The 18,107-nt window shown below is 63.1% G+C and carries 20 protein-coding genes; 8 read left to right on the top strand and 12 right to left on the bottom strand.

Features of this window, described 5'->3' with window-relative positions:
- The first annotated feature begins 380 nt into the window (after window positions 1-380).
- From ACK1U9_RS24930 to ACK1U9_RS24915, 4 genes are all read left to right on the top strand, one after another.
- On the top strand, window positions 381-785 hold the full coding sequence (locus ACK1U9_RS24930; protein ID WP_003259022.1) for a TraR/DksA family transcriptional regulator: 405 nt from the start codon (window positions 381-383) through the stop codon (window positions 783-785).
- A gap of 178 nt (window positions 786-963) precedes the next feature.
- The gene (locus ACK1U9_RS24925) at window positions 964-1,158 is read left to right on the top strand and encodes a hypothetical protein (RefSeq protein WP_449110252.1); all 195 of its coding nucleotides are present in this window, start codon (window positions 964-966) and stop codon (window positions 1,156-1,158) included.
- A gap of 407 nt (window positions 1,159-1,565) precedes the next feature.
- Window positions 1,566-2,036, top strand: coding sequence for a hypothetical protein (locus ACK1U9_RS24920; RefSeq protein ID WP_003259020.1), 471 nt, complete (start codon window positions 1,566-1,568; stop codon window positions 2,034-2,036).
- Entirely contained in the window at window positions 2,033-2,245 is a 213-nt protein-coding gene (locus ACK1U9_RS24915; protein WP_046617148.1) for a hypothetical protein, read from the top strand. The genes ACK1U9_RS24920 and ACK1U9_RS24915 overlap by 4 nt, the downstream gene beginning before the upstream one ends.
- Window positions 2,246-2,257: 12 nt before the next feature.
- On the opposite strand, the gene ACK1U9_RS24910 is transcribed toward ACK1U9_RS24915, so the two are convergent.
- The 7 genes from ACK1U9_RS24910 to ACK1U9_RS24880 form a co-directional block, all read right to left on the bottom strand.
- Window positions 2,258-2,623, bottom strand: a complete 366-nt coding sequence (locus tag ACK1U9_RS24910) for a Na+/H+ antiporter subunit G (RefSeq protein WP_046617147.1) — start codon at window positions 2,621-2,623, stop codon at window positions 2,258-2,260.
- Window positions 2,620-2,898: a K+/H+ antiporter subunit F gene (locus tag ACK1U9_RS24905; protein WP_003259015.1), complete on the bottom strand. Its 279-nt coding sequence runs from the start codon at window positions 2,896-2,898 to the stop codon at window positions 2,620-2,622. The genes ACK1U9_RS24910 and ACK1U9_RS24905 overlap by 4 nt, the downstream gene beginning before the upstream one ends.
- Window positions 2,895-3,383, bottom strand: a complete 489-nt coding sequence (locus tag ACK1U9_RS24900) for a Na+/H+ antiporter subunit E (RefSeq protein ID WP_085602310.1) — start codon at window positions 3,381-3,383, stop codon at window positions 2,895-2,897. The genes ACK1U9_RS24905 and ACK1U9_RS24900 overlap by 4 nt, the downstream gene beginning before the upstream one ends.
- Window positions 3,380-5,059, bottom strand: a complete 1,680-nt coding sequence (locus tag ACK1U9_RS24895; RefSeq protein WP_046617145.1) for a monovalent cation/H+ antiporter subunit D — start codon at window positions 5,057-5,059, stop codon at window positions 3,380-3,382. The genes ACK1U9_RS24900 and ACK1U9_RS24895 overlap by 4 nt, the downstream gene beginning before the upstream one ends.
- On the bottom strand, window positions 5,056-5,400 hold the full coding sequence (locus ACK1U9_RS24890; protein ID WP_013971840.1) for a Na+/H+ antiporter subunit C: 345 nt from the start codon (window positions 5,398-5,400) through the stop codon (window positions 5,056-5,058). The genes ACK1U9_RS24895 and ACK1U9_RS24890 overlap by 4 nt, the downstream gene beginning before the upstream one ends.
- Window positions 5,400-8,315: a monovalent cation/H+ antiporter subunit A gene (locus tag ACK1U9_RS24885; RefSeq protein WP_108481353.1), complete on the bottom strand. Its 2,916-nt coding sequence runs from the start codon at window positions 8,313-8,315 to the stop codon at window positions 5,400-5,402. The genes ACK1U9_RS24890 and ACK1U9_RS24885 overlap by 1 nt, the downstream gene beginning before the upstream one ends.
- 150 nt (window positions 8,316-8,465) lie before the next feature.
- Complete coding sequence (locus ACK1U9_RS24880) at window positions 8,466-9,416, bottom strand: DMT family transporter (protein ID WP_108481354.1); 951 nt, start codon at window positions 9,414-9,416, stop codon at window positions 8,466-8,468.
- Between the two features lie 83 nt (window positions 9,417-9,499).
- On the opposite strand from ACK1U9_RS24880, the gene ACK1U9_RS24875 reads away from it, so the two are divergent.
- Window positions 9,500-10,063, top strand: a complete 564-nt coding sequence (locus ACK1U9_RS24875; protein ID WP_046617142.1) for a helix-turn-helix domain-containing protein — start codon at window positions 9,500-9,502, stop codon at window positions 10,061-10,063.
- A gap of 142 nt (window positions 10,064-10,205) precedes the next feature.
- On the opposite strand, the gene ACK1U9_RS24870 is transcribed toward ACK1U9_RS24875, so the two are convergent.
- On the bottom strand, window positions 10,206-10,754 hold the full coding sequence (locus tag ACK1U9_RS24870; RefSeq protein WP_449110251.1) for a cysteine hydrolase family protein: 549 nt from the start codon (window positions 10,752-10,754) through the stop codon (window positions 10,206-10,208).
- A gap of 82 nt (window positions 10,755-10,836) precedes the next feature.
- Here ACK1U9_RS24870 and ACK1U9_RS24865 point away from each other — a divergent pair, with 82 nt between their 5' ends.
- Window positions 10,837-11,820, top strand: a complete 984-nt coding sequence (locus ACK1U9_RS24865; RefSeq protein WP_108481356.1) for a GlxA family transcriptional regulator — start codon at window positions 10,837-10,839, stop codon at window positions 11,818-11,820.
- 106 nt (window positions 11,821-11,926) lie between these two features.
- Window positions 11,927-12,307, top strand: a complete 381-nt coding sequence (locus ACK1U9_RS24860; protein ID WP_085602314.1) for an antibiotic biosynthesis monooxygenase — start codon at window positions 11,927-11,929, stop codon at window positions 12,305-12,307.
- Here the strand turns inward: ACK1U9_RS24860 and ACK1U9_RS24855 are convergent.
- On the bottom strand, window positions 12,286-13,056 hold the full coding sequence (locus ACK1U9_RS24855) for an alpha/beta hydrolase family protein (RefSeq protein ID WP_108481357.1): 771 nt from the start codon (window positions 13,054-13,056) through the stop codon (window positions 12,286-12,288). The two genes, ACK1U9_RS24860 and ACK1U9_RS24855, sit on opposite strands and share 22 nt — an antisense overlap.
- On the bottom strand, window positions 13,040-14,158 hold the full coding sequence (locus ACK1U9_RS24850) for a DUF3182 family protein (RefSeq protein WP_108481358.1): 1,119 nt from the start codon (window positions 14,156-14,158) through the stop codon (window positions 13,040-13,042). Before ACK1U9_RS24850 ends, ACK1U9_RS24855 begins: the two co-directional genes overlap by 17 nt.
- 220 nt (window positions 14,159-14,378) lie before the next feature.
- Between ACK1U9_RS24850 and ACK1U9_RS24845 the strand changes: the two genes are divergently transcribed.
- A complete protein-coding gene (locus ACK1U9_RS24845) occupies window positions 14,379-16,187 on the top strand; it encodes an aminopeptidase P family protein (protein ID WP_108481359.1) in 1,809 nt (602 codons plus the stop codon).
- 38 nt (window positions 16,188-16,225) lie between these two features.
- On the opposite strand, the gene ACK1U9_RS24840 is transcribed toward ACK1U9_RS24845, so the two are convergent.
- Both ACK1U9_RS24840 and rhtA read right to left on the bottom strand, forming a co-directional pair.
- Window positions 16,226-16,507: a hypothetical protein gene (locus ACK1U9_RS24840; RefSeq protein WP_025338390.1), complete on the bottom strand. Its 282-nt coding sequence runs from the start codon at window positions 16,505-16,507 to the stop codon at window positions 16,226-16,228.
- Between the two features lie 189 nt (window positions 16,508-16,696).
- Window positions 16,697-17,584, bottom strand: coding sequence for a threonine/homoserine exporter RhtA (rhtA, locus tag ACK1U9_RS24835; protein ID WP_108481360.1), 888 nt, complete (start codon window positions 17,582-17,584; stop codon window positions 16,697-16,699).
- Window positions 17,585-18,107 lie beyond the last annotated feature (523 nt).

The raw sequence follows: 18,107 nt of genomic DNA, 5'->3' as shown, positions 1-18,107 counted from the left end.
GCTCCCGGGAGTACGCGCTGCAGGCCCCATCCATGGGGCCTCAGCGCTTGACGGGCATCCATGCCCGTCACCTCCCTCCGCAAGACCTCTGCTCGGCCTCCTGAAGTCGCGAAGATCAAGATCAAGATCAAGATCAAGATCAAGAGCCAGAGCCAGAGCCAGAGCCAGAGCCAGAGCCAGAGCAGAGGGCGCCGACTGGCGGAATGTGGGCACTGGAAGCAAATTCGCACCCAATTGCAGTTGCTCCACGCGACGCGGCGCCTTAGACTGCCGCCCCCTGTAAAAGAGTGCCGGTTGGCGCTTGAAGAATTCCGCTGCCGATGCCAAGGCGTCGGCGGCACCCGAATCGCCCAAATGCACATATTTTCATAGAGAAATCGATGACCAAGGAACAGTTGCTGGCCATGTCGGCCGATGACTACATGAACGCTGACCAGCTGGCTTTCTTCGCTGGCCTGCTGCAGGCGATGAAAGTCGAAACCCATGAACGCATCGAGCTGAGCCGAGCCACCATCGAAGGCCTGGACACCCCGTCGGATCCTGCCGACGTGGCTTCGGTCGAGGAAGAGCGTAGCTGGCTGGTGAACGCCATCGACCGCGACCAGCGCCTGCTGCCGCAGCTGGAAATGGCCCTGGACCGCATTGCCGACGAAAGCTTTGGCTGGTGCGATGACAGCGGTGAGCCGATCGGCCTGAAGCGTCTGCTGATCAGCCCGACCACCAAGTACTGCATCGAAGCCCAGGAGCGCCACGAGCAGCTCGACCGCCACCAGCGCCAGGTGTAACCCCGCGCGGTGTGCCAAGCCCCACGGAGCGATCCCTGGGGCTTTTTGCGTTTCGTTCCAGCGGCGGTTTTGTTGCCCCGTACGTAACACTGATGTACCGGGATGCGCTGTTTCGGCGCCGTACGCAGGCGTATCATGGCTTTATCGTTAGGGTGCTAATTAAATTCCGGAGGGAATGATGAATAGCCGGGTCGATGTAGCCGTGATGATTGGTTCGGGTGTGCCCGCCACACTGCGGGCGCTGGGTAAACCCATCTGCTGTGTGGTGCTGGTCAATGGCGAACGCCGTGGTACCCCATTCGCCACGCGAGAGGAAGCGCTGGAGTGCCAGACCGCCTGGCAGCAGCAGTTGAAGAAGGGCCTGGCAGCCTGAGCGCCGTGAATGCTACCGGTGAGCAAACAGGGTGTTGTTCAGGGCGTTCTTCTGTAAGAAATGTACTTTGCCTCTCGACGAATTTCGGTGTTTTCGTGCATATTCTTCCTCCAGTAATGCGCTGATGGATTGCAGGGCCCGCTCTCACGCGCTCTGGCATTGCCTGCCGCATCTTTTCTGGCGGTTTTGCTGTCAGACATTAAGCTTCCCGGATCGGGAATATGCCGAAAGCCTGTATTTGAGGCCAGATCTGGCAAGCCAGAGTAAAGATTCCTGCACACTGCATCGCCAGCGTGCACAGACATTTCGCATATCGCTTTATTACTCTTTTCGCCTATCGATAAGAAATGACCGTGTCTCACCGAGCTTGGGTGAGGGCGGGTTGTAACCGGTTGAGGATTACTTCATTGGCAGTCAGCACTCTTGATACCCATGCGTTGTTCGCCTTGGGCGACTTGCGCGGTAAATTGGCCCAGCTGTTTCAGGGCCGCTTCGTCTATGTCACCGAACAGAGTCCCGAAGGCCTGTACATGGCCGAAATCGACACCGAAAGCGCATTGGTCGTCGATGACAAGCAGCGATTGGAACTGAAGGTTGGCGACCATTTTCGCGCCGCCGTTCTGCCCAGCCGGGAAGGCGGCAAGCTGGAAATGCGCTTTCGTGAAATCAAGCTGAACGTATATGGCGTGGGCGACTATGCCTTCGTGTCGGTGCCCGAAGGCGAGGGCATCGTGTTCCGTGAAGGCCACGGTGTGATGCTGGTATTCGCCGCGCAGCAGCAAGTGCAGGAAGGCCTGGGCAAATTGCTCAAGGCGGTGACCGGCAAGGTTGCCAAATGGCGCAAAGGTGAGCTGACCACCTTCAAGGCCAGTGAATGACCCTCAGTGACGATACGCCCGCAACACGTGCCGAGTTTCATCGGCAGCATCACGCGGATGCCGTGGCCGAGGCCGAGCGTTTGCTGGCCAGGCGCGAAGAGCTGCAAGGCGCCTGGTTGAACTGGGTGGCAGGCGAATTGTATCGCCTTGGCCCGCCGCCTTATGCCGCCATGGTCCGGCGCGAGTTGCAGCGCCTGGCCCAAGGGTGAGGCGGCGACTTTTCAGTTACCGCGATCGCGGCCGCTGCTGACTTCTTCAGGTACCGGCTCTTTCGCCATGCGCTTGCGGAACAGCGCTGCCCGAGCCAGCAACAGCGTGGTCACCGGTACGGTGATCGACAGCAGGATCGGAATCAACCAGGCGTGCAGCACCGGGGCTTCCTTGAGCCAGGAAAAATAGATGATCGAAGCCAGTGCCACGCACCAGGCACCAATCGTCGAGGCCAATGCCGGCGGGTGCATGCGCTGGAAGTAGTCCTTCAGCCGCAACAGGCCCACGGCACCGATCAGGGCAAACAGGCTGCCGGTCAGCAGCAGCGCGGCAACGACCAGCTCCAGCCAGAAGGGGAGTTGCAGGGTTTCAGTCATTCGATCACCTCACCGCGCAGCAGGAACTTGGCCAGGGCAAACGAGCCAACGAAACCGAACAGCGCAATCAGCAGGGCACCTTCGAAGTAGGTGTCACTGGCATAACGGATTCCCAGTACCAGCATGGTCAGCATGGCCAGGATGTACAGGTAGTCCAGCGCCAGCACCCGGTCCTGGGCGGACGGGCCGCGGAACAGTCGGATAAGTGCCAGGGCCATGGCCAGGGCGAAGATGAACAGGCTGGCGAGGACAGCATTGGCGAGCAGGCCTGTCATTGGAAAATCTCCATCAGCGGGCGTTCGTAGGTGTCCTTGAAGTGCTGGATGAAGGCCGCCTCATTGTCCAGGTCGAACACATGCAGCAGCAACACGCTGCGGTCCAGCGCCAGCTCGGACCAGACCGTGCCGGGCACCACCGTGGTAATCATCGACAACGCCGCCAGGCCATGCGGGTCGCGCAGGGCCAGTGGAATGTGCACGAACGCCGAGCGGGGTGGCTGCTTGCCGGCGCGCAGCACGCCACGGGCAACCAGCAGGTTGGACATGATCACATCGATGCCGACCCGGGCAACCAGCCGGGCGATGGCCAGCGGCCGCCGTACATGGGCATGCTGCGGGCGCAGCGGTGCCATCAGCAGCGGCGCCAGCACGCCGAGCGCGGCTGCCAGCAAGAGGTTGCCGGGGCTGACCGAAAGGTTCAGCAGCAGCCACAGGCCAAACAGCGAAACCGATAACAGCGGTGCGGGGAACAGTCGATTCATGGCTGCACCTGTACGTCGAGCGAGGTGGGGCCAGGAATCGGCCGGGCGGCCATCACCGCTTCGATATAGGCTTCAGGCGCCTGCAGGCTGGCGGCGGTGTCCTGGGTGTAGCGCAAAAGCGGCTCGGCCTTGAAGCTGAGGATGATGCACAGGCCCAACAGGATGACAATGGGGAGGCATTCGTAGCGGCGCAGCACCGGCGAAGGGCGTTCCTCAGGCTTCCAGAAGCGCTGGATGCCGACGCGGCCGAAGGCGATCAGCGAAGCCATGCCAGACAGGATCAGCAACGCCACCAGGCCCCACCCCGCCGTGCCCAGCGGCTGCTCGGCAGGTACGCCCAGCCCCTGCGGGTTGAACAGTGCGCTGATCAGGTTGAGCTTGCCGACAAAGCCCGACAGTGGCGGCATGCCGATGATCAGCAGGGCGCAGGCGATGAAGCTCATGCCGAGGAAGGCCATGGTCCACGGGATGATCTGGCCGATCACCACCTTCTGCTCGTCATCGAGGTTGATGCCCTTGGGCGGGTGCAGTGATTCCAACGGTGGCGGCATGGTGCCTTCTTCGTCCTCAAGTGGCGCCTCGTTGGCCGAACGTGAACGTTCGACCAGTTCGGCGAGCAGGAACAGAGCGCACAGCGCCAGGGTCGAGTTGACCAGGTAGAACAAGGCGGCACCTGTCAGCGCCGATTGAGCGAAACCGACGGCGCCGAGCAGAGTGCCGGCCGAAACCAGGATGCTGAGTGCGGCCATGCGCTCCAGGCGCTGTGCGGCCAGGATTGACACCGCCGCCACCGCCAGGGTGACCAGGCCACCATATACCAGCCATTCACCACCGAAGTGCGCAGAGGCCCCGGCCTGCCCGGAGAACAGCAGTGTCCACAGGCGCAGCACGGCATACAGGCCGACCTTGGTCATGATGGCGAACAGCGCAGCCACCGGCGCACTGGCCGAGGCATAGGCCGGCACCAGCCAGAAGTTCAGCGGCCAGATACCGGCCTTGACCAGGAAGGCCATGGCCAGAATCGCCGCGCCGGCGTGTAGCAGGCCACGGTCGGCCTCTGGCACCAGCGGAATCTTCAAGGCCAGGTCGGCCATGTTCAGGGTGCCGGTCACGCCATAGAGCATCGCTGCGCCGATCAGGAACAGCGACGAGGCGAACAGGTTGATGGCAATGTAGTGCAGGCCGGCACGCACCCGGGCGCGGCCCGAGCCATGCAGCAGCAGGCCATAGGAAGCGGCCAGCAGCACCTCGAAGAACACGAACAGGTTGAACAGGTCGGCGGTGAGGAAAGCGCCGTACAGGCCCATCAGCTGGATCTGGAACAGTGCGTGGAAACTGGCCCCGGCACCGTCCCAGCGGGCGCGGGCAAACAGCAGGGCACTGAAGCCGATGATGCCGGTGAGGGTCAGCAGCAGGGCCGACAGGTGGTCGACCACCAGCACGATGCCGAACGGCGCCGGCCAGTTGCCTGGCAGGTAGACACCGATCGATTCCGCCTGGCCCTGGGTGCGCACCCACAGTAGCAGGCTGACCGCGATGGCCAGGCCGGCGAAGGTCGACAGCAGGTTCAGCCGGGCTTTTGTCTGCCGGTGTTTCTCGCCCAGCAGCAACATCACTGCCGCCGTCACCAGTGGCAGCAGGATAGGCGCGATGATCAATTGGCTCATGCCACTCATTCGTCACGCTCCCGGCCATCCACGTGGTCGGTACCGGTCAGACCGCGCGAGGCCAGCAACACCACCAGGAACAGCGCGGTCATGGCGAAGCTGATGACGATGGCGGTGAGCACCAGGGCTTGCGGCAGTGGGTCGGTGTAATGCAGCAGGTCCTGGGGCACGCCGTCCTTGATGATTGGTTCCTTGCCGATGAACAGGCTGCCCATGCTGAAGATGAACAGGTTGACCCCGTACGACAACAGGCACAGGCCCATGATTACCTGGTAGGTCCGCGGGCGCAGGATCAGCCACACCCCCGAGGCGGCCAGCACGCCGATGGCAACTGCAATCACTTCTTCCATCAGGCGGCTCCTGCTTGGCTGGTTTTCGCCGGGTTGCCCGGCCGGTAGGCGCGCACCGACTGGTGCGCCAGGGCAGTGAGGATCAGCAGGGTCGAGCCGACCACCACGGTGAACACGCCGACATCGAAGAACAGCGCGCTGGCCACATGCACATCGCCGAGCAACGGCAGGTGCAGGTGGGCGGTATGGGTGGTGAGGAACGGGTAGCCCAGCAGCATGGCGCCCGCGCCGGTCAGGGTTGCGCACAGCAGCCCGGTACCCATCCAGCGCAGCGGGCGCAGGCTCATCTGCGCCTCGACCCACTGGGTGCCGGCCACCATGTACTGCAGGATGAACGCCACCGACATCACCAGGCCCGCAACGAAGCCGCCACCGGGCTGGTTGTGGCCACGCATGAACAGGTACATCGACACCAGCAGGGCGATCGGCAGCAGCAGGCGCACCAGCACCGCGGGCACCATCATGAAGCCCAGGGCGGTGTCAGTGGCATGCCGCGGGTTGATCAGGTCGGTGACCACGTCGGGTGCCAGCTGACGCTGCTGCGCCGGCAGTTGCATGCTTTCCTTCGGCGGGCGGAAGCGCCGCAGCAGGGCGAACACGGTCAGCGCAACGGCCACCAGCACGGTGATTTCACCGAGGGTATCGAAACCACGGAAGTCGACCAGCATGACATTGACCACGTTGGTGCCACCGCCCTGGGGCAGTGCCCGGCTCAGGTAGAACGAGGAAATGTCGTTCGGCGTGGGCCGGGTGAGCATTGCATAAGACAGCAGGGCCATGCCGCCGCCTACCAGCACCGCCAGCAGCAGGTCGCGCAGGCGACGCATGCGCGCACGCTCCAGGCTGCCCGGCAGCGGCGATACGCCTTCGATCCGCCGCGGCAGCCAGCGCAGGCCGAGCAGGATCAGCACGGTGGTGACCACTTCCACTACCAACTGGGTCAGGGCCAGGTCAGGCGCGGAGAACCAGACGAAGGTGATGCAGGTCATCAGGCCGCAGACGCTGACCATGATCAACGCCGCCAAACGGTGATACTTGGCCTGGTAGGCGGCGCCGATGGCGCAGGCAATGGCGATCAGCCACAGCGCGACGAATACGCCCGAGCCGGGAATCTTCGGCCGGTCGCCCCAGCTCAGGCCGCTGTAGAGCATGGGGGTGAGGCCGGCGAGGAAGGCGGCGAGCACCAGCATGAACAGCTGCGACTGCAGGCGGCGGCTGGTGAGCAGGCGCTCGATGCGCCGCGCCAGCAGCATCAGTTGCACCTGGCCGTGTTCGAACAGGCGCTTGCCGTTGAAACGCTCCATCACCGGCGGGTAGGGGAAGCGGCCCAGGCGCAGTTGCTTGCGCAGTAACAGGTACAGCACGATACCGCCGCTCATGGCCACCAGGCTCATGATCAGCGGCGCGTTCCAGCCATGCCAGATGGCCAGGCTGTATTCCGGCAGGGTGCCGCCCACCACCGGCAGGGCGGCGGCGGCCAGCAGCGGGCCTACCGACTGGGCAGGGAAGATGCCCACCACCAGGCAGGTAAGCACCAGCAGTTCGACCGGCGCACGCATCCAGCGTGGCGGTTCGTGCGGGGTGTGCGGGAGGTCCTGCGCAGTGGGGCCGAAGAACACATCGACGGTGAAACGCAGGGCATAGGCCACGCTGAAGGTGCCGGCCAGGGTGGCGATGACCGGCAGCGTGGCCTCGACCCAGGCAGTGGAGCTGATGAACACCGTTTCGGCGAAGAACATTTCCTTGGACAGGAAACCGTTCATCAGCGGCACGCCGGCCATCGACGCGCTGGCCACCATGGCCAGGGTGGCGGTGTATGGCACCAGGCGTATCAGCCCGCTGAGGCGGCGGATGTCACGGGTACCGCTTTCGTGGTCGATGATGCCGGCGGCCATGAACAACGAGGCCTTGAAGGTGGCGTGGTTGAGAATGTGGAACACCGCCGCGACGGCGGCCAGCGGGCTGTTCAGGCCCAGCAGCAGGGTAATCAGGCCCAGGTGGCTGATGGTCGAGTACGCCAGCAGGCCCTTGAGGTCGTTCTGGAACATGGCGGCGAAGGCGCCGAGCAGGAGGGTGAGAGCGCCGGCACCGCCGACTATCCAGAACCACTCCTCGCTGCCCGACAGCACCGGCCACAGGCGCGCGAGCAGGAACACCCCGGCCTTGACCATGGTCGCCGAGTGCAGATAGGCCGATACCGGAGTGGGCGCTGCCATGGCATGGGGCAGCCAGAACTGGAAGGGGAATTGTGCGCTCTTGCTCAGGGCGCCAATGAGGATCAGTGGCAGCAGCACCGGGTACAGCGCATGCTGGCGGATGGTGTTGCCGGCAGCCAGGACCTTGTCCAGGTCGTAGCTGCCGACCACATGGCCGAGCAGCAGGGCACCCACCAGCAGGCACAAGCCGCCCGCGCCCGTGACCATCAGCGCCATGTAGGCGCCGCGGCGGGCGTCGGCACGGTGGTGCCAGTAGCCGATCAGCAGGAACGAGAACAGGCTGGTGAGTTCCCAGAAGAACACCAGCTGGATCAGGTTGCCGGAGATCACCAGGCCGAGCATGGCGCCCATGAAGGCGAGGAAGAAGGCGAAGAAGCGCGGCACCGGGTCTTGTGGCGACATGTAATAGCGGGCATACAGCGACACCAGCGTACCGATGCCCAGCACCAGCAGCGAGAACAGCCAGGCGAAGCCGTCCATGCGCAGCACCAGGTTCAACCCCAGGCTGGGCAGCCAGAAGAATTCTTCGCGAATCACGCCGCCGTGGGCAACCTGAGGGTACAGCAGTGCTACCTGGACAGTGCCGACCAGGGCCACGAGCCCGGCGAGAATGGACTCCGCGTTACGTGCGTTGTGCGGCAGCACGGCTGCCAGGCAACTGCCCACGAACGGCAGAAGCAATAGCACTATCAATGACATAGCGTTCTATTCTGGAGAAGTTTGCAAAGAATCATACGTGCCGAGGGGTTGATCACCAACACGCAAGCTGTCGCAGAATCCTACAAACAGGCTGTGACAAGCTGTTTTTTTATAACAGATTCTTACAAAGCATAGTCGTAGTTGGCGGCTTTACAGGCCAGCCTGGCGCTCGCCTTCACCCTGCGCTTCCCGTGCTTCGGCCACCTCGCGCGGGCGGCGCACCTTGAGTTCGCTTACCACCACCGCGATCACGATCAGCAGGCCACCGAGCAGTGCCACGCCCGGCAGGCGCTCACCGGCGATGCGCCCGACGATCCCGGCCCATACCGGTTCGCCGGCATAGATGAGGGTGGCGCGGGTGGGCGAGACCGACTTCTGCGCCCAGTTCATTGCCACCTGGATCACCGCGCTCATGGCGCCCAGGCCCACGGCACTGGCCAGCAGCAGCCAGGAAAAGTCGGGGATGCGCTCCTGGGTCGGCACGATCATCAGGAACGCCAGCAGCGAGGCGGTCGCCAGTTGCACCACGGTGACCCGGCGCACATCGACCTGGCCGGCGTAGCGGCTGATCAGGATGATTTCGCCGGCAATGGCCACGGCGCTGACCAGGGTTACCAGCTCGCCTTCGCTGAAGTGCAGGCTGCCCCCCTCCGGGCCGGCCAGCAGCATCAGGCCGATGAACGCCAGGCCGATACCAATGCTGGGCATCAGGCCGGGGCGCCGGCCCAGCACCAGCCATTGCAGCAGCGGCACGAATGGTACGTACAGCGCGGTGATGAACGCCGACTGGCTGCTGCTGATGGTTTGCAGGCCCATGGTCTGCAGGCCGTAGCCGAGCATGATCGACACCCCGATCAGCATGCCGGCCTTCAGTTCGGTGAAGGTCAGCCCAGGCAGCGCCCGCGCCGAGACCACTCCGACGAACAGCGCGGCTGCAGCGAAGCGCAGGCCAACGAAGAACATCGGGCCGCTGACGGTCATCACGTTGTGCACCAGCAGGAAAGTGCCGCCCCACAGCATGGTGATGAACACCAGCACCAGTTCGGCCTTGCTCAGGCGAAAGGTTATGGCAGGGGTTGGCTTGTTGCTGGGCTGGTTCATGGTCTTGCGCACTCGGAGAGGGCGGCGCACAATCGCCGCAAAGTGGGCAGTATACTGCGCAATACCGACCAGTGAGCAATATAGTGCACAAAGATTCCTCGCACCGGGCATCGGTGCTGCAACATGTCAGCCTCAATGTACGCAGCCTGCGCAACGCCGCGGGCATGAGCCAGACGATGCTGGCGGAGCGCTCCGGGGTCAGCCGGCGCATGCTTGTGGCGATCGAGGCGGGCGAAAAGAATGTCAGCCTGACTACTCTTGACCTGATTGCCGAAGCCTTGGGCGTGGCTTTCAGTACCCTGATCCAGGCACCTGACCAGCGTGACCCCGGGCGCATCGAAGAGTTGGCCTGGGCCGGCGAACACCCGCAGAGCCGGGCGGTGCTGCTGGGTAGCAGTGTGGCGCGGCGCGAGGTGGAGCTGTGGGAATGGACCCTGGCGCCGGGCGAGTGCTATTCCAGCGAGGCTGATGCCGAGGGCTGGAGCGAGCAGATCTATGTGGCGCAAGGGCAACTGACGCTGATTATCGAAGGGGTCGAGCATCGCCTGCAGGTCGGGCAGTTCCATGTGTTTCCCAGCAACTGCCGGTATGCCTATCGCAACGATGGGGCGGTGGCGGTGCGGTTTGTGCGCAATGTGGTGATTTGATCGAGAGGTGTTGCTGCCTTCAGTGCCTCATCGCCGGCAGCCAGCTTCCACAGGTTCTCCCACTGGCTCCGAGCCTGAAGGTGGACCCGTGGGAGCTGGCTTGCCGGCGATGAGGCTCGTATGGGCAACCCAAGGCTCGCGGTCAGTCTCCTATCAACTCATCGGTCCTGACCACCTTGGCATAGGCAAACGCCAACGCCGCCATCGCCGAATCATGCACCTGCGCTGCTGGCACCTGCTTGCCATCGAACTCCAGCGGCAACGTGGCACAGGCGTCGTGCGCCACGGTCACCTCGTAACCCAGGTCGGCCGCGGCCCGGGTGGCGGCGTTGATGCACATGTGGCTCATGCTGCCGACGATGGTCAGGGCCTCGACGCCATGGCGGTCCAGCGTGTGCTTCAGGTCGGTGCCGAGGAAGGCGTTGACCTTGTGCTTGAGCACCACCGGCTCGTCGGCCCGAGGCTCGACCTTGGCATGGATCGCCGCGCCCAGCGAGCCTGGCGCGAAGAACGGCGCGTCGGCGCTCTCGAACTCATGGCGCACATGTACCACCAGGTCGCCCCGTTGACGCGCCGCTGCGAGCAGGCGGGCAGCGTTGTCGGCCGCCTGGTCGGCGCCCTCGAGGGTCCATTTGCCGCCCGGGAAATAGTCGTTCTGGATGTCGATGATGATCAGCGCCTGGTTGCTCATGCTGCCTCCTGTGGCAGTAGTCGTTGGATGACGTTAGTTATAGGCTGTGTGCACTGACCTGAGGATTGGCGCGAACGACACTATGCAGGCAAAAACTGACAACCCCGCCAGCCTGGACATCGGCCTGCTGCTGTACCCCGGCGCGCAGCGTGCTGCCGTGCATGGGCTGGCCGACCTGTTCCTGGTGGCCAACCGGGTGGCGTCCGAACTGGGGGCCGTCAAGTTGCCATCGGTGCGGATCAGCTACTGGCAGGCGGACGAAGCGGGGCAGTTGCAGCCTGCCCCTGAGAGCGTGCCTGCTGTCGAGTCCAACCTGCGGGTGCTGATCATTCCCCCGAGCCTGGAGTCGGCGCCGCAGGGTGAGCTGCTTGAGCGCCATCGCGCGTCGTTATGCCAGTTGCACAGGCATGGCACGGTGCTGGCATCGGTGTGCATCGGGGTGTTCTTCATCGCCGCCAGTGGCCTGCTCGACGGGCGTCCGGCCTGCACCCACTGGAACTACGTGCATTCTCTTGCCCAGCGTTTTCCCAAGGTGCGGGTCGAGGCCCAGCAACCATTGCTGGACGATGGCGACATCGTCACCTCGGCTGGGCTGATGGCCTGGACCGACCTGGGCTTGCGCTTGCTGGAGCGTTTCATGGGCGCGACGGTGGCGCGGGAAACTGCCCGCTACCTTGCGGTCGATCCGGTCACGGCGCCGCTGCCTGGTGCAGTGTTCAATCCACGCCTGGACCATGGTGATGACGCGGTGCTGAAAGTGCAGCACTGGTTGCAGGGCAACGGTGGGCAGGACGCCGACCTTGCCGGCATGGCTGCGTGCGCGGGGCTGGAGGAACGCACCTTTCTGCGGCGTTTTCGTGCTGCCACGGGGCTACGGCCGACCGAATACTGCCAGCAGGTGAGGGTAGGGCGGGCGTGCCGCTTGCTGGAGTTCACCCGGCGCAATGTCGAGCAGATCGCCTGGGGCGTCGGTTATCAGGACCCAAGTGCGTTTCGCAAGGTGTTTCAGCGCATCACCGGCCTGACCCCGAGTGATTACCGGCGGCGCTTCGCGGTATCAGGTTAGGGCGCGGGAGCGTTCCCGGTGCGGAAAACCGCTTGACCTTGACTTTACTTGAGGTTTTACCCTGCTCGGCATCGCGCTGTACGCGTCCGTCGCCAGGAGACCGTTCATGACGGCAACATCCCGAGCCCTGTGGTTTACCCAGATGATCGAATATGAAGTGCCTGGCAAGTTCCAGCAGGCGCTGGCCCAAGCGCTGGTGGCACGCAGCGAAGAGCTGGCTGCGCGTTGTGAAGGGCTGCAGGGTGTCAGTATTCAGGCCAGCGACGACGGCAGTCGGGTGCTTCAGTACCTGCAATGGCAGTCTCGACAAGCGTGGTCGTCAGCGGCCGTGCATTTCGTCGAGGAGCCATTCCTCGAACTGCTTGGTCGGTACCAGGCCAGAGGCGTCAACTTTGCTGCCTACCAGACCCTGCGCAGCCTGGTGCGCGGCGCCGATGGCGGCCTGCATTGCCAGGTGGGTGAGCCTCAGGCATACCAGGGCGCATAGTGCGGGTAGCGATCCAGGCGGGCGCCGATGACCATTTCGCTTACCCATGCCGCCAGGATCGAACTGTAGGCTTTCTGGCTCTCTTCGCTGGACAATGCATGGTCGGCACCGTCGACCATGCGGTGGGTGAGTGAATGGGCACTGACGAATGCCGAGCGGTAGCTCATCAGTGTGCTGTGCGGTACGTAGTCGTCCTGCTCGGACTCCACCAGCAGTACATCGCCCTCGAATTCGGCGCAGGCTGCCAGTGCGCGGTTGTCCGACGGGCCGAGCGGCCGCTGGCGGTAGGCGTTCAGCCGTTGCCGGTCGAGGGTTTGCTTGGGCAGGTTCCATTCGTCGTCCCAGTACATGGCGGGCACCCGCAACGCCAGCCATTTGACCGGCCGTTCGCGGGTCAGCAGGGTGGCCAGGTAGCCGCCATAGCTGCTGCCGATGATGGCGATGGCACCGGTGTCGACGGCTGGGTGGCTTACCAGGCGGTCATAGGCAACCAGCAGGTCGGTCAGGTTCTGTTCGCGGGTGACCGTCAGCCGCTGGCTTTCGGTTTTTTCGTGGCCGCGCAGGTCAAAGGTCATGCACACGCAGCCCAGCCCGGTGATTTGCCGCGCGCGTGCCAGGTCGCGTTGCTGGCTGCCGCCCCAGCCGTGGACGAAGAGGATGCCCGGCATCTTGCTGCCGGGGCTGACCAGGGTGCCGACGATGCTGTCGTCCTCGACCTGCAGTTCAACGGTTTCACTCTGAATGGTCATGTTCGCGAATCCGCGCAAATTTGCTGAGTTGTCCGAGTTCACTGTCGTTTCCTTGGTAGAAGAGGGTGGCGTCAGTGGGCAGTTCGGGGGTGCCGAACACTTCATGGGTGGAGGCACGCACCCGTTGCAATGCCGGGTCGTCGGCGAACGCCTGCAACGCCAGCAGCTCGGCACTGCTGGCACCGCCCAGGCGCCAGGATTGTTCGAGTACGCCGCTGCGCAGGTGGCCCTGTGGGTTCACGCCGCGGGCGATGTCGTAGTTGCGTCGTGAGGCGATGAAGCCGGGGAAGTGCTGCTCGGCGGCCTGTTCGTAGGCTATCGCCTGGTTGATGGCCAGGCGCAGCGGTTCGTCCAGCGGCAGTTGCAGCAGTGCCTGGTAGTCACCGCGCACAACTACCAGGTCGGAGCCGCCATACACTTCCGTGCCCTGGTGGTCGTGGGTCAGTTGCTGGGTACCGTGATAACTGCAGGTCAGGCCGGCGACGCGTACCTGGCCGACGCTGAAGGTTTGCACTTCGCTCAGGTCTTCCTCAAGCACCAAGCCCCATAGCGCAAGGTCCTGGTCATCCATCTCGGCCAGCAGCGGTTCCAGCGCATCCGCGGTGGTGATGACCTGTTGCCCACGGCCTGCGCAGGCCAGTACCGGCTTGATTCGCAACGGGCCGTCCGTCAGTAACAGCTGTGCGGCGGTGCGCGCATCGGCCTTGCTGAACACGGTGTAGCCGCGCAGCAGGGCGTCGCTGGCTTGCCGGGCGAAGGCATCGGTCCACCCCGGCGGGAAACTGGCTCCGGCCGGCAGCGGGTGGGAAATTGCCTTGGTCGCCATGTAGGGGTGTGCGACCAGGCCGCCGAACAGGTCCTGCTCGCTGCAGATGCCCAGGGCGGCATGACGCTTGGGATCGACCAAGGTTTCGGTGGGCAGGTAGTAGTAGCCATCGGTGGCGCTTGGTGGCCGGTCGGGTTGCACGTGCGGGCAGCCCAGCAGGCGGGCCAGGCCATCGGCAAGCTTCAGGTGTACGGCATGCTCGTGGTCGGGGGTGTGTGCGCGAGTGTCGAGCAGCACCACGCCGCGTCTTGGGGCGCAGGCATTGGGCATGGTCATTTGCCTGTGTGCAATGAATGTACTGAGTGTGAAGCCAGTGCTTTGAGGAAGTTCAGCGGAACTTGATCGGTGGTTCTGGCCTATCTGTAGGAGATGTCCGATATGCGCACGGCATGGCGGGCAATGCATGCCGTGTGTCGGTCGCCAAGATTGCAGGGCTTCGGCTGCTGTTCCATTATCGGCACACTGGATAAACCGTGATGTAGCCGCAGGAGAGCGCATGAACGTTCAGACCACCTTTGGGCAAAGCGTGCCGCAGCGCCTGGCGCAGATTCGCCAGGCCATGGCATCAGAGGGCATCGATGCCTTGCTGGTACCTTCGGCCGACCCCCATCTTTCCGAATACCTGCCCGGTTACTGGCAAGGGCGCCAGTGGCTGTCGGGTTTCCACGGCTCGGTCGGCACGCTGGTGGTCACGGCTGACTTCGCCGGGCTGTGGGTGGACAGCCGCTACTGGGAACAGGCGGAACACGAGCTGGCGGGCAGTGGCATTGAGCTGATGAAGCTGTTGCCGGGTAAGCCTGGCGCGCTGGAATGGCTGGGCGACCATGTCGAGACCAATGGCAGCGTGGCGGTAGACGGTGCGGTCATGGCCCTGGCTTCGGCGCGCCAGCTGGGCGACCGGCTGAAGGCGCGCGGCGCGCGACTGGTGACTGACAAGGACCTGCTGAAGCAGGTCTGGGCAGAGCGCCCGGAGCTGCCAGGCAACCCGGTCTACCAGCATTTGCCACCGTACGCCACGGTGAGCCGGGCGGAAAAACTGGCGCAGTTGCGCCAGAGCGCACAGGCCAAGGGCGCCGACTGGCATTTCATCGCTACCCTGGATGACATCGCCTGGCTGTTCAACCTGCGCGGTAGCGATGTGTCCTACAACCCGGTGTTCGTCGCCTTTGCCTTGATCAGCCAGCAGCAGGCCATCCTGTTCGTAGGCCCGGACAAGGTTGATGAGCACCTGAGGCAGGTACTGGCGGCCGACGGTATCGAGGTGCGCGATTACGCCAGAGCAGGCGAGGCCCTTGCCGCCATGCCGGCCGGCAGTCGATTGCTGGTCGATCCGGCCCGGGTAACCTGCGGCCTGCTGGATAAGCTGCCCGCCGGGGTCGAACTGGTCGAGGGGCTCAACCCAACAACATTGAGCAAAGCGTGCAAAAGTGAAGACGACCTTGAACACATCCGACGTGTGATGGAGCAGGACGGCGCGGCCTTGTGCGAGTTCTTCGCCTGGTTCGAGGCCAGCCTCGGGCGGGAAGTGATTACCGAGCTTACCGTCGACGAGCAATTGAGTGCAGCGCGTGCCCGCCGCCCAGGTTTCGTGTCGTTGAGCTTCTCGACCATTGCCGCCTTCAATGGCAATGGCGCGATGCCGCATTACCGTGCCACCGAGCAGTCGCATGCGGTGATCGAGGGCGATGGTCTGCTGCTGATCGATTCGGGCGGGCAGTACCTTGGCGGTACTACCGACATAACCCGCATGGTACCGGTGGGTACCCCAAGCCTTGCGCAGAAGGAGGATTGCACGCGCGTGCTCAAGGGCATGATCGCCCTGTCGCGCGCTACCTTCCCGCGAGGCGTGCTGTCGCCATTGCTCGACGCCATTGCCCGGGCACCGATCTGGGCAGGCCAGGTGGATTACGGCCACGGCACCGGGCATGGAGTGGGTTACTTCATGAATGTGCACGAGGGGCCGCAGGTAATTGCCTACCAGGCGGCGCCGACGCCGCAGACCGCGATGCAGGTGGGCATGATCAGCTCGATCGAGCCGGGTACGTACCGCCCAGGGCAATGGGGTGTGCGTATCGAGAACCTGGTGGTAAACCGCGAGGCCGGCAAGAGCGCCTTCGGTGAATTCCTGAACTTCGAGACCCTGACGCTGTGCCCGATCGATACCCGCTGTCTGGTACCCAAGCTGCTGGCCAATGAGGAGCGGGACTGGTTGAACGGCTATCACGCCAAGGTACGTGAGCGCTTGGCACCCTTGCTCAAGGGTGATGCGCTGGCGTGGCTGGAGGCGCGTACCGCGCCTTTGTGAGGCAAATGAAAAGGGCAGCTTGCGAGCTGCCCTTTTGTCTACTTGCAGATGACGATCATGCTGCGGCTGGTATAACCCGCCGGGTTTATGCCGAACAAGTAGTCACCAGGCTCTTCATCGCTATCGCCCGAGCGTGCAATGACCCGGTAGCCGCGCGTGCTGCACGAGCTCGCGGCCTTGCTATAGCAGTTGTCCCACGAGGAAGACAGGCCGGAGCAATTGATATGCAGGCCCTTCTTGCCCCTTTTGACCTCAGTCTTGGCCGTGGCGGCGCATCCAGCAATAGCCAAGATGGCCAGGATGAGCAAAATACGTTTCATTCCTGTCCTTAAATGCAGGGCTGATAGCTGTAAGGCCCTGTCGTTATCGCTTTGGTTCTTCCTGAAATTTCCCCAGCGTCCGTGTTCGGTCCAGTAGATAGCGTAAAGATGATGATTCTATGACAGCTTAATCAGCGAGACGGGTCGCTACAATCATTAATCCTGTCTCAAATGAAAATATTTCTCATGTCAGTCTGCTGCGACAGCCGGGCTGGGTTCCTTGCGCATGGACAGGGTGGTGCCGACCGACGCGGTAATGATCGCCAGAATAGCCAGCCATTGGGTAATCGTCAGTACTTCGCCCAGGAACAGAAGGCCGGAGAGGGCGCCGAATGCTGGTTCGATGCTCATGAGGGTGCCGAAGGTGCGTGCAGGGATACGCGTGAGGGCAACCATTTCCAGGCTGTAGGGCAGGGCGGTGGACAATACCGCGACGCCTAGCGCCATGGGGATCAGAGCGGGCGTGAGCAATGCGCTGCCAGCGTGGGCGATACCGATGGGGGCAACGAACAGCGCGGCGACCACAACGCCCAGTGCGGCACTCTGGATACCATGCTCGGCCCCGGCCCGCTGCCCGAACAGGATGTACATTGCCCAGCATACGCCTGCGCCCAGGGCATAGGCTGCGCCGACCGGGTCGAGGGCCTGCCCGCCATGGCCGGCCGGCAGCAACAGCAGCAGGCCGACGATAGCCAGGGCAATCCAGAGGAAGTCGATCGGCCGGCGCGAGGAGAAGATCGCAACGGCCAGCGGGCCGGTGAACTCCAGTGCCACGGCGATGCCGATCGGTACCGTTTGCAGGGCCATGTAGAAGAGGAAGTTCATGCCGCCCAGCGCCATGCCGTAGATGATGACGTTGCGCAAGGTGTTGCGGGTCATGCGCACACGCCACGGTCGCAGGATCAGCAGCATGATGATGCTGGCGAAGATCAGGCGCAGGGTGGTGGTACCTTGGGCGCCGATGAGGGGAAACATGCTTTTGGCCAGGGAAGCGCCGGACTGTATCGATGCCATGGCGATGAGCAGCAAGCCGATCGGGAAGAGGGTTGCGGCCAGGCTGCGGGGCTGGGTGTTCATTTCTGCGCGGCGATCCTTGAGCGGGGTTTCGGGTGAGCAATATAGTGCGCAATTATGAGGAAAGGGGGCAAGGTGCCTGGCGTTGCTTTTTATTTCGGTGCCTGTGCGATTGAGCGCGTTGCTAGGTTCGCGCGGAGCACATGACGGCCCTGATGCGGTCCTTTCCGGAAAGATTCTAAATTATTGAAATTAAAGGTTGACCTCCTGGAAAGCCGCCCTATAATGCGCACCACTCCAACGCGGTAGCGAAGCAAAAGTCAGCCACCCTGTTGAGTCAAGTGTTTGAAGCTAAACGAGTTTCTCGCAAAAACTTCAAAATAAACGCTTGACAGCAAATGAGGAAAGCGTAGAATGCGCGCCTCGGTTGAGACGAAATGCTCTTAACGAAACGCTCTTTAACAAATCGAATCAAGCAATTCGTGTGGGTGCTTGTGAGTATGGACTGATAGTCACAAAGATTATCAGCATCACAAGTGGCCATGCGAGAAATCACATAGTCATTTGAGATTGCTGAGCCAAGTTT

The organism is Pseudomonas sp. XP1, from assembly GCF_053557675.1.
The sequence above is the reverse complement of the archived record's forward strand: the minus strand, read 5'-3'. Positions and strand labels throughout refer to the sequence as shown.

What these genes read in the sequence shown, in the direction of transcription:
- ACK1U9_RS24905 (WP_003259015.1), bottom strand. Translation starts at nt 2,898, where the DNA reads ATGACAGGCCTGCTCGCCAATGCTGTCCTCGCCAGCCTGTTCATCTTC.
- ACK1U9_RS24900 (WP_085602310.1), bottom strand. Translation starts at nt 3,383, where the DNA reads ATGAATCGACTGTTCCCCGCACCGCTGTTATCGGTTTCGCTGTTTGGC.
- ACK1U9_RS24930 (WP_003259022.1), top strand. Translation starts at nt 381, where the DNA reads ATGACCAAGGAACAGTTGCTGGCCATGTCGGCCGATGACTACATGAAC.
- ACK1U9_RS24925 (WP_449110252.1), top strand. Translation starts at nt 964, where the DNA reads ATGAATAGCCGGGTCGATGTAGCCGTGATGATTGGTTCGGGTGTGCCC.
- ACK1U9_RS24840 (WP_025338390.1), bottom strand. Translation starts at nt 16,507, where the DNA reads ATGAAACGTATTTTGCTCATCCTGGCCATCTTGGCTATTGCTGGATGC.
- ACK1U9_RS24910 (WP_046617147.1), bottom strand. Translation starts at nt 2,623, where the DNA reads ATGACTGAAACCCTGCAACTCCCCTTCTGGCTGGAGCTGGTCGTTGCC.
- ACK1U9_RS24865 (WP_108481356.1), top strand. Translation starts at nt 10,837, where the DNA reads ATGCAGGCAAAAACTGACAACCCCGCCAGCCTGGACATCGGCCTGCTG.
- ACK1U9_RS24845 (WP_108481359.1), top strand. Translation starts at nt 14,379, where the DNA reads ATGAACGTTCAGACCACCTTTGGGCAAAGCGTGCCGCAGCGCCTGGCG.
- ACK1U9_RS24915 (WP_046617148.1), top strand. Translation starts at nt 2,033, where the DNA reads ATGACCCTCAGTGACGATACGCCCGCAACACGTGCCGAGTTTCATCGG.
- ACK1U9_RS24870 (WP_449110251.1), bottom strand. Translation starts at nt 10,754, where the DNA reads ATGAGCAACCAGGCGCTGATCATCATCGACATCCAGAACGACTATTTC.
- rhtA (WP_108481360.1), bottom strand. Translation starts at nt 17,584, where the DNA reads ATGAACACCCAGCCCCGCAGCCTGGCCGCAACCCTCTTCCCGATCGGC.
- ACK1U9_RS24890 (WP_013971840.1), bottom strand. Translation starts at nt 5,400, where the DNA reads ATGGAAGAAGTGATTGCAGTTGCCATCGGCGTGCTGGCCGCCTCGGGG.
- ACK1U9_RS24880 (WP_108481354.1), bottom strand. Translation starts at nt 9,416, where the DNA reads ATGAACCAGCCCAGCAACAAGCCAACCCCTGCCATAACCTTTCGCCTG.
- ACK1U9_RS24860 (WP_085602314.1), top strand. Translation starts at nt 11,927, where the DNA reads ATGACGGCAACATCCCGAGCCCTGTGGTTTACCCAGATGATCGAATAT.
- ACK1U9_RS24885 (WP_108481353.1), bottom strand. Translation starts at nt 8,315, where the DNA reads ATGTCATTGATAGTGCTATTGCTTCTGCCGTTCGTGGGCAGTTGCCTG.
- ACK1U9_RS24895 (WP_046617145.1), bottom strand. Translation starts at nt 5,059, where the DNA reads ATGAGTGGCATGAGCCAATTGATCATCGCGCCTATCCTGCTGCCACTG.
- ACK1U9_RS24855 (WP_108481357.1), bottom strand. Translation starts at nt 13,056, where the DNA reads ATGACCATTCAGAGTGAAACCGTTGAACTGCAGGTCGAGGACGACAGC.
- ACK1U9_RS24850 (WP_108481358.1), bottom strand. Translation starts at nt 14,158, where the DNA reads ATGACCATGCCCAATGCCTGCGCCCCAAGACGCGGCGTGGTGCTGCTC.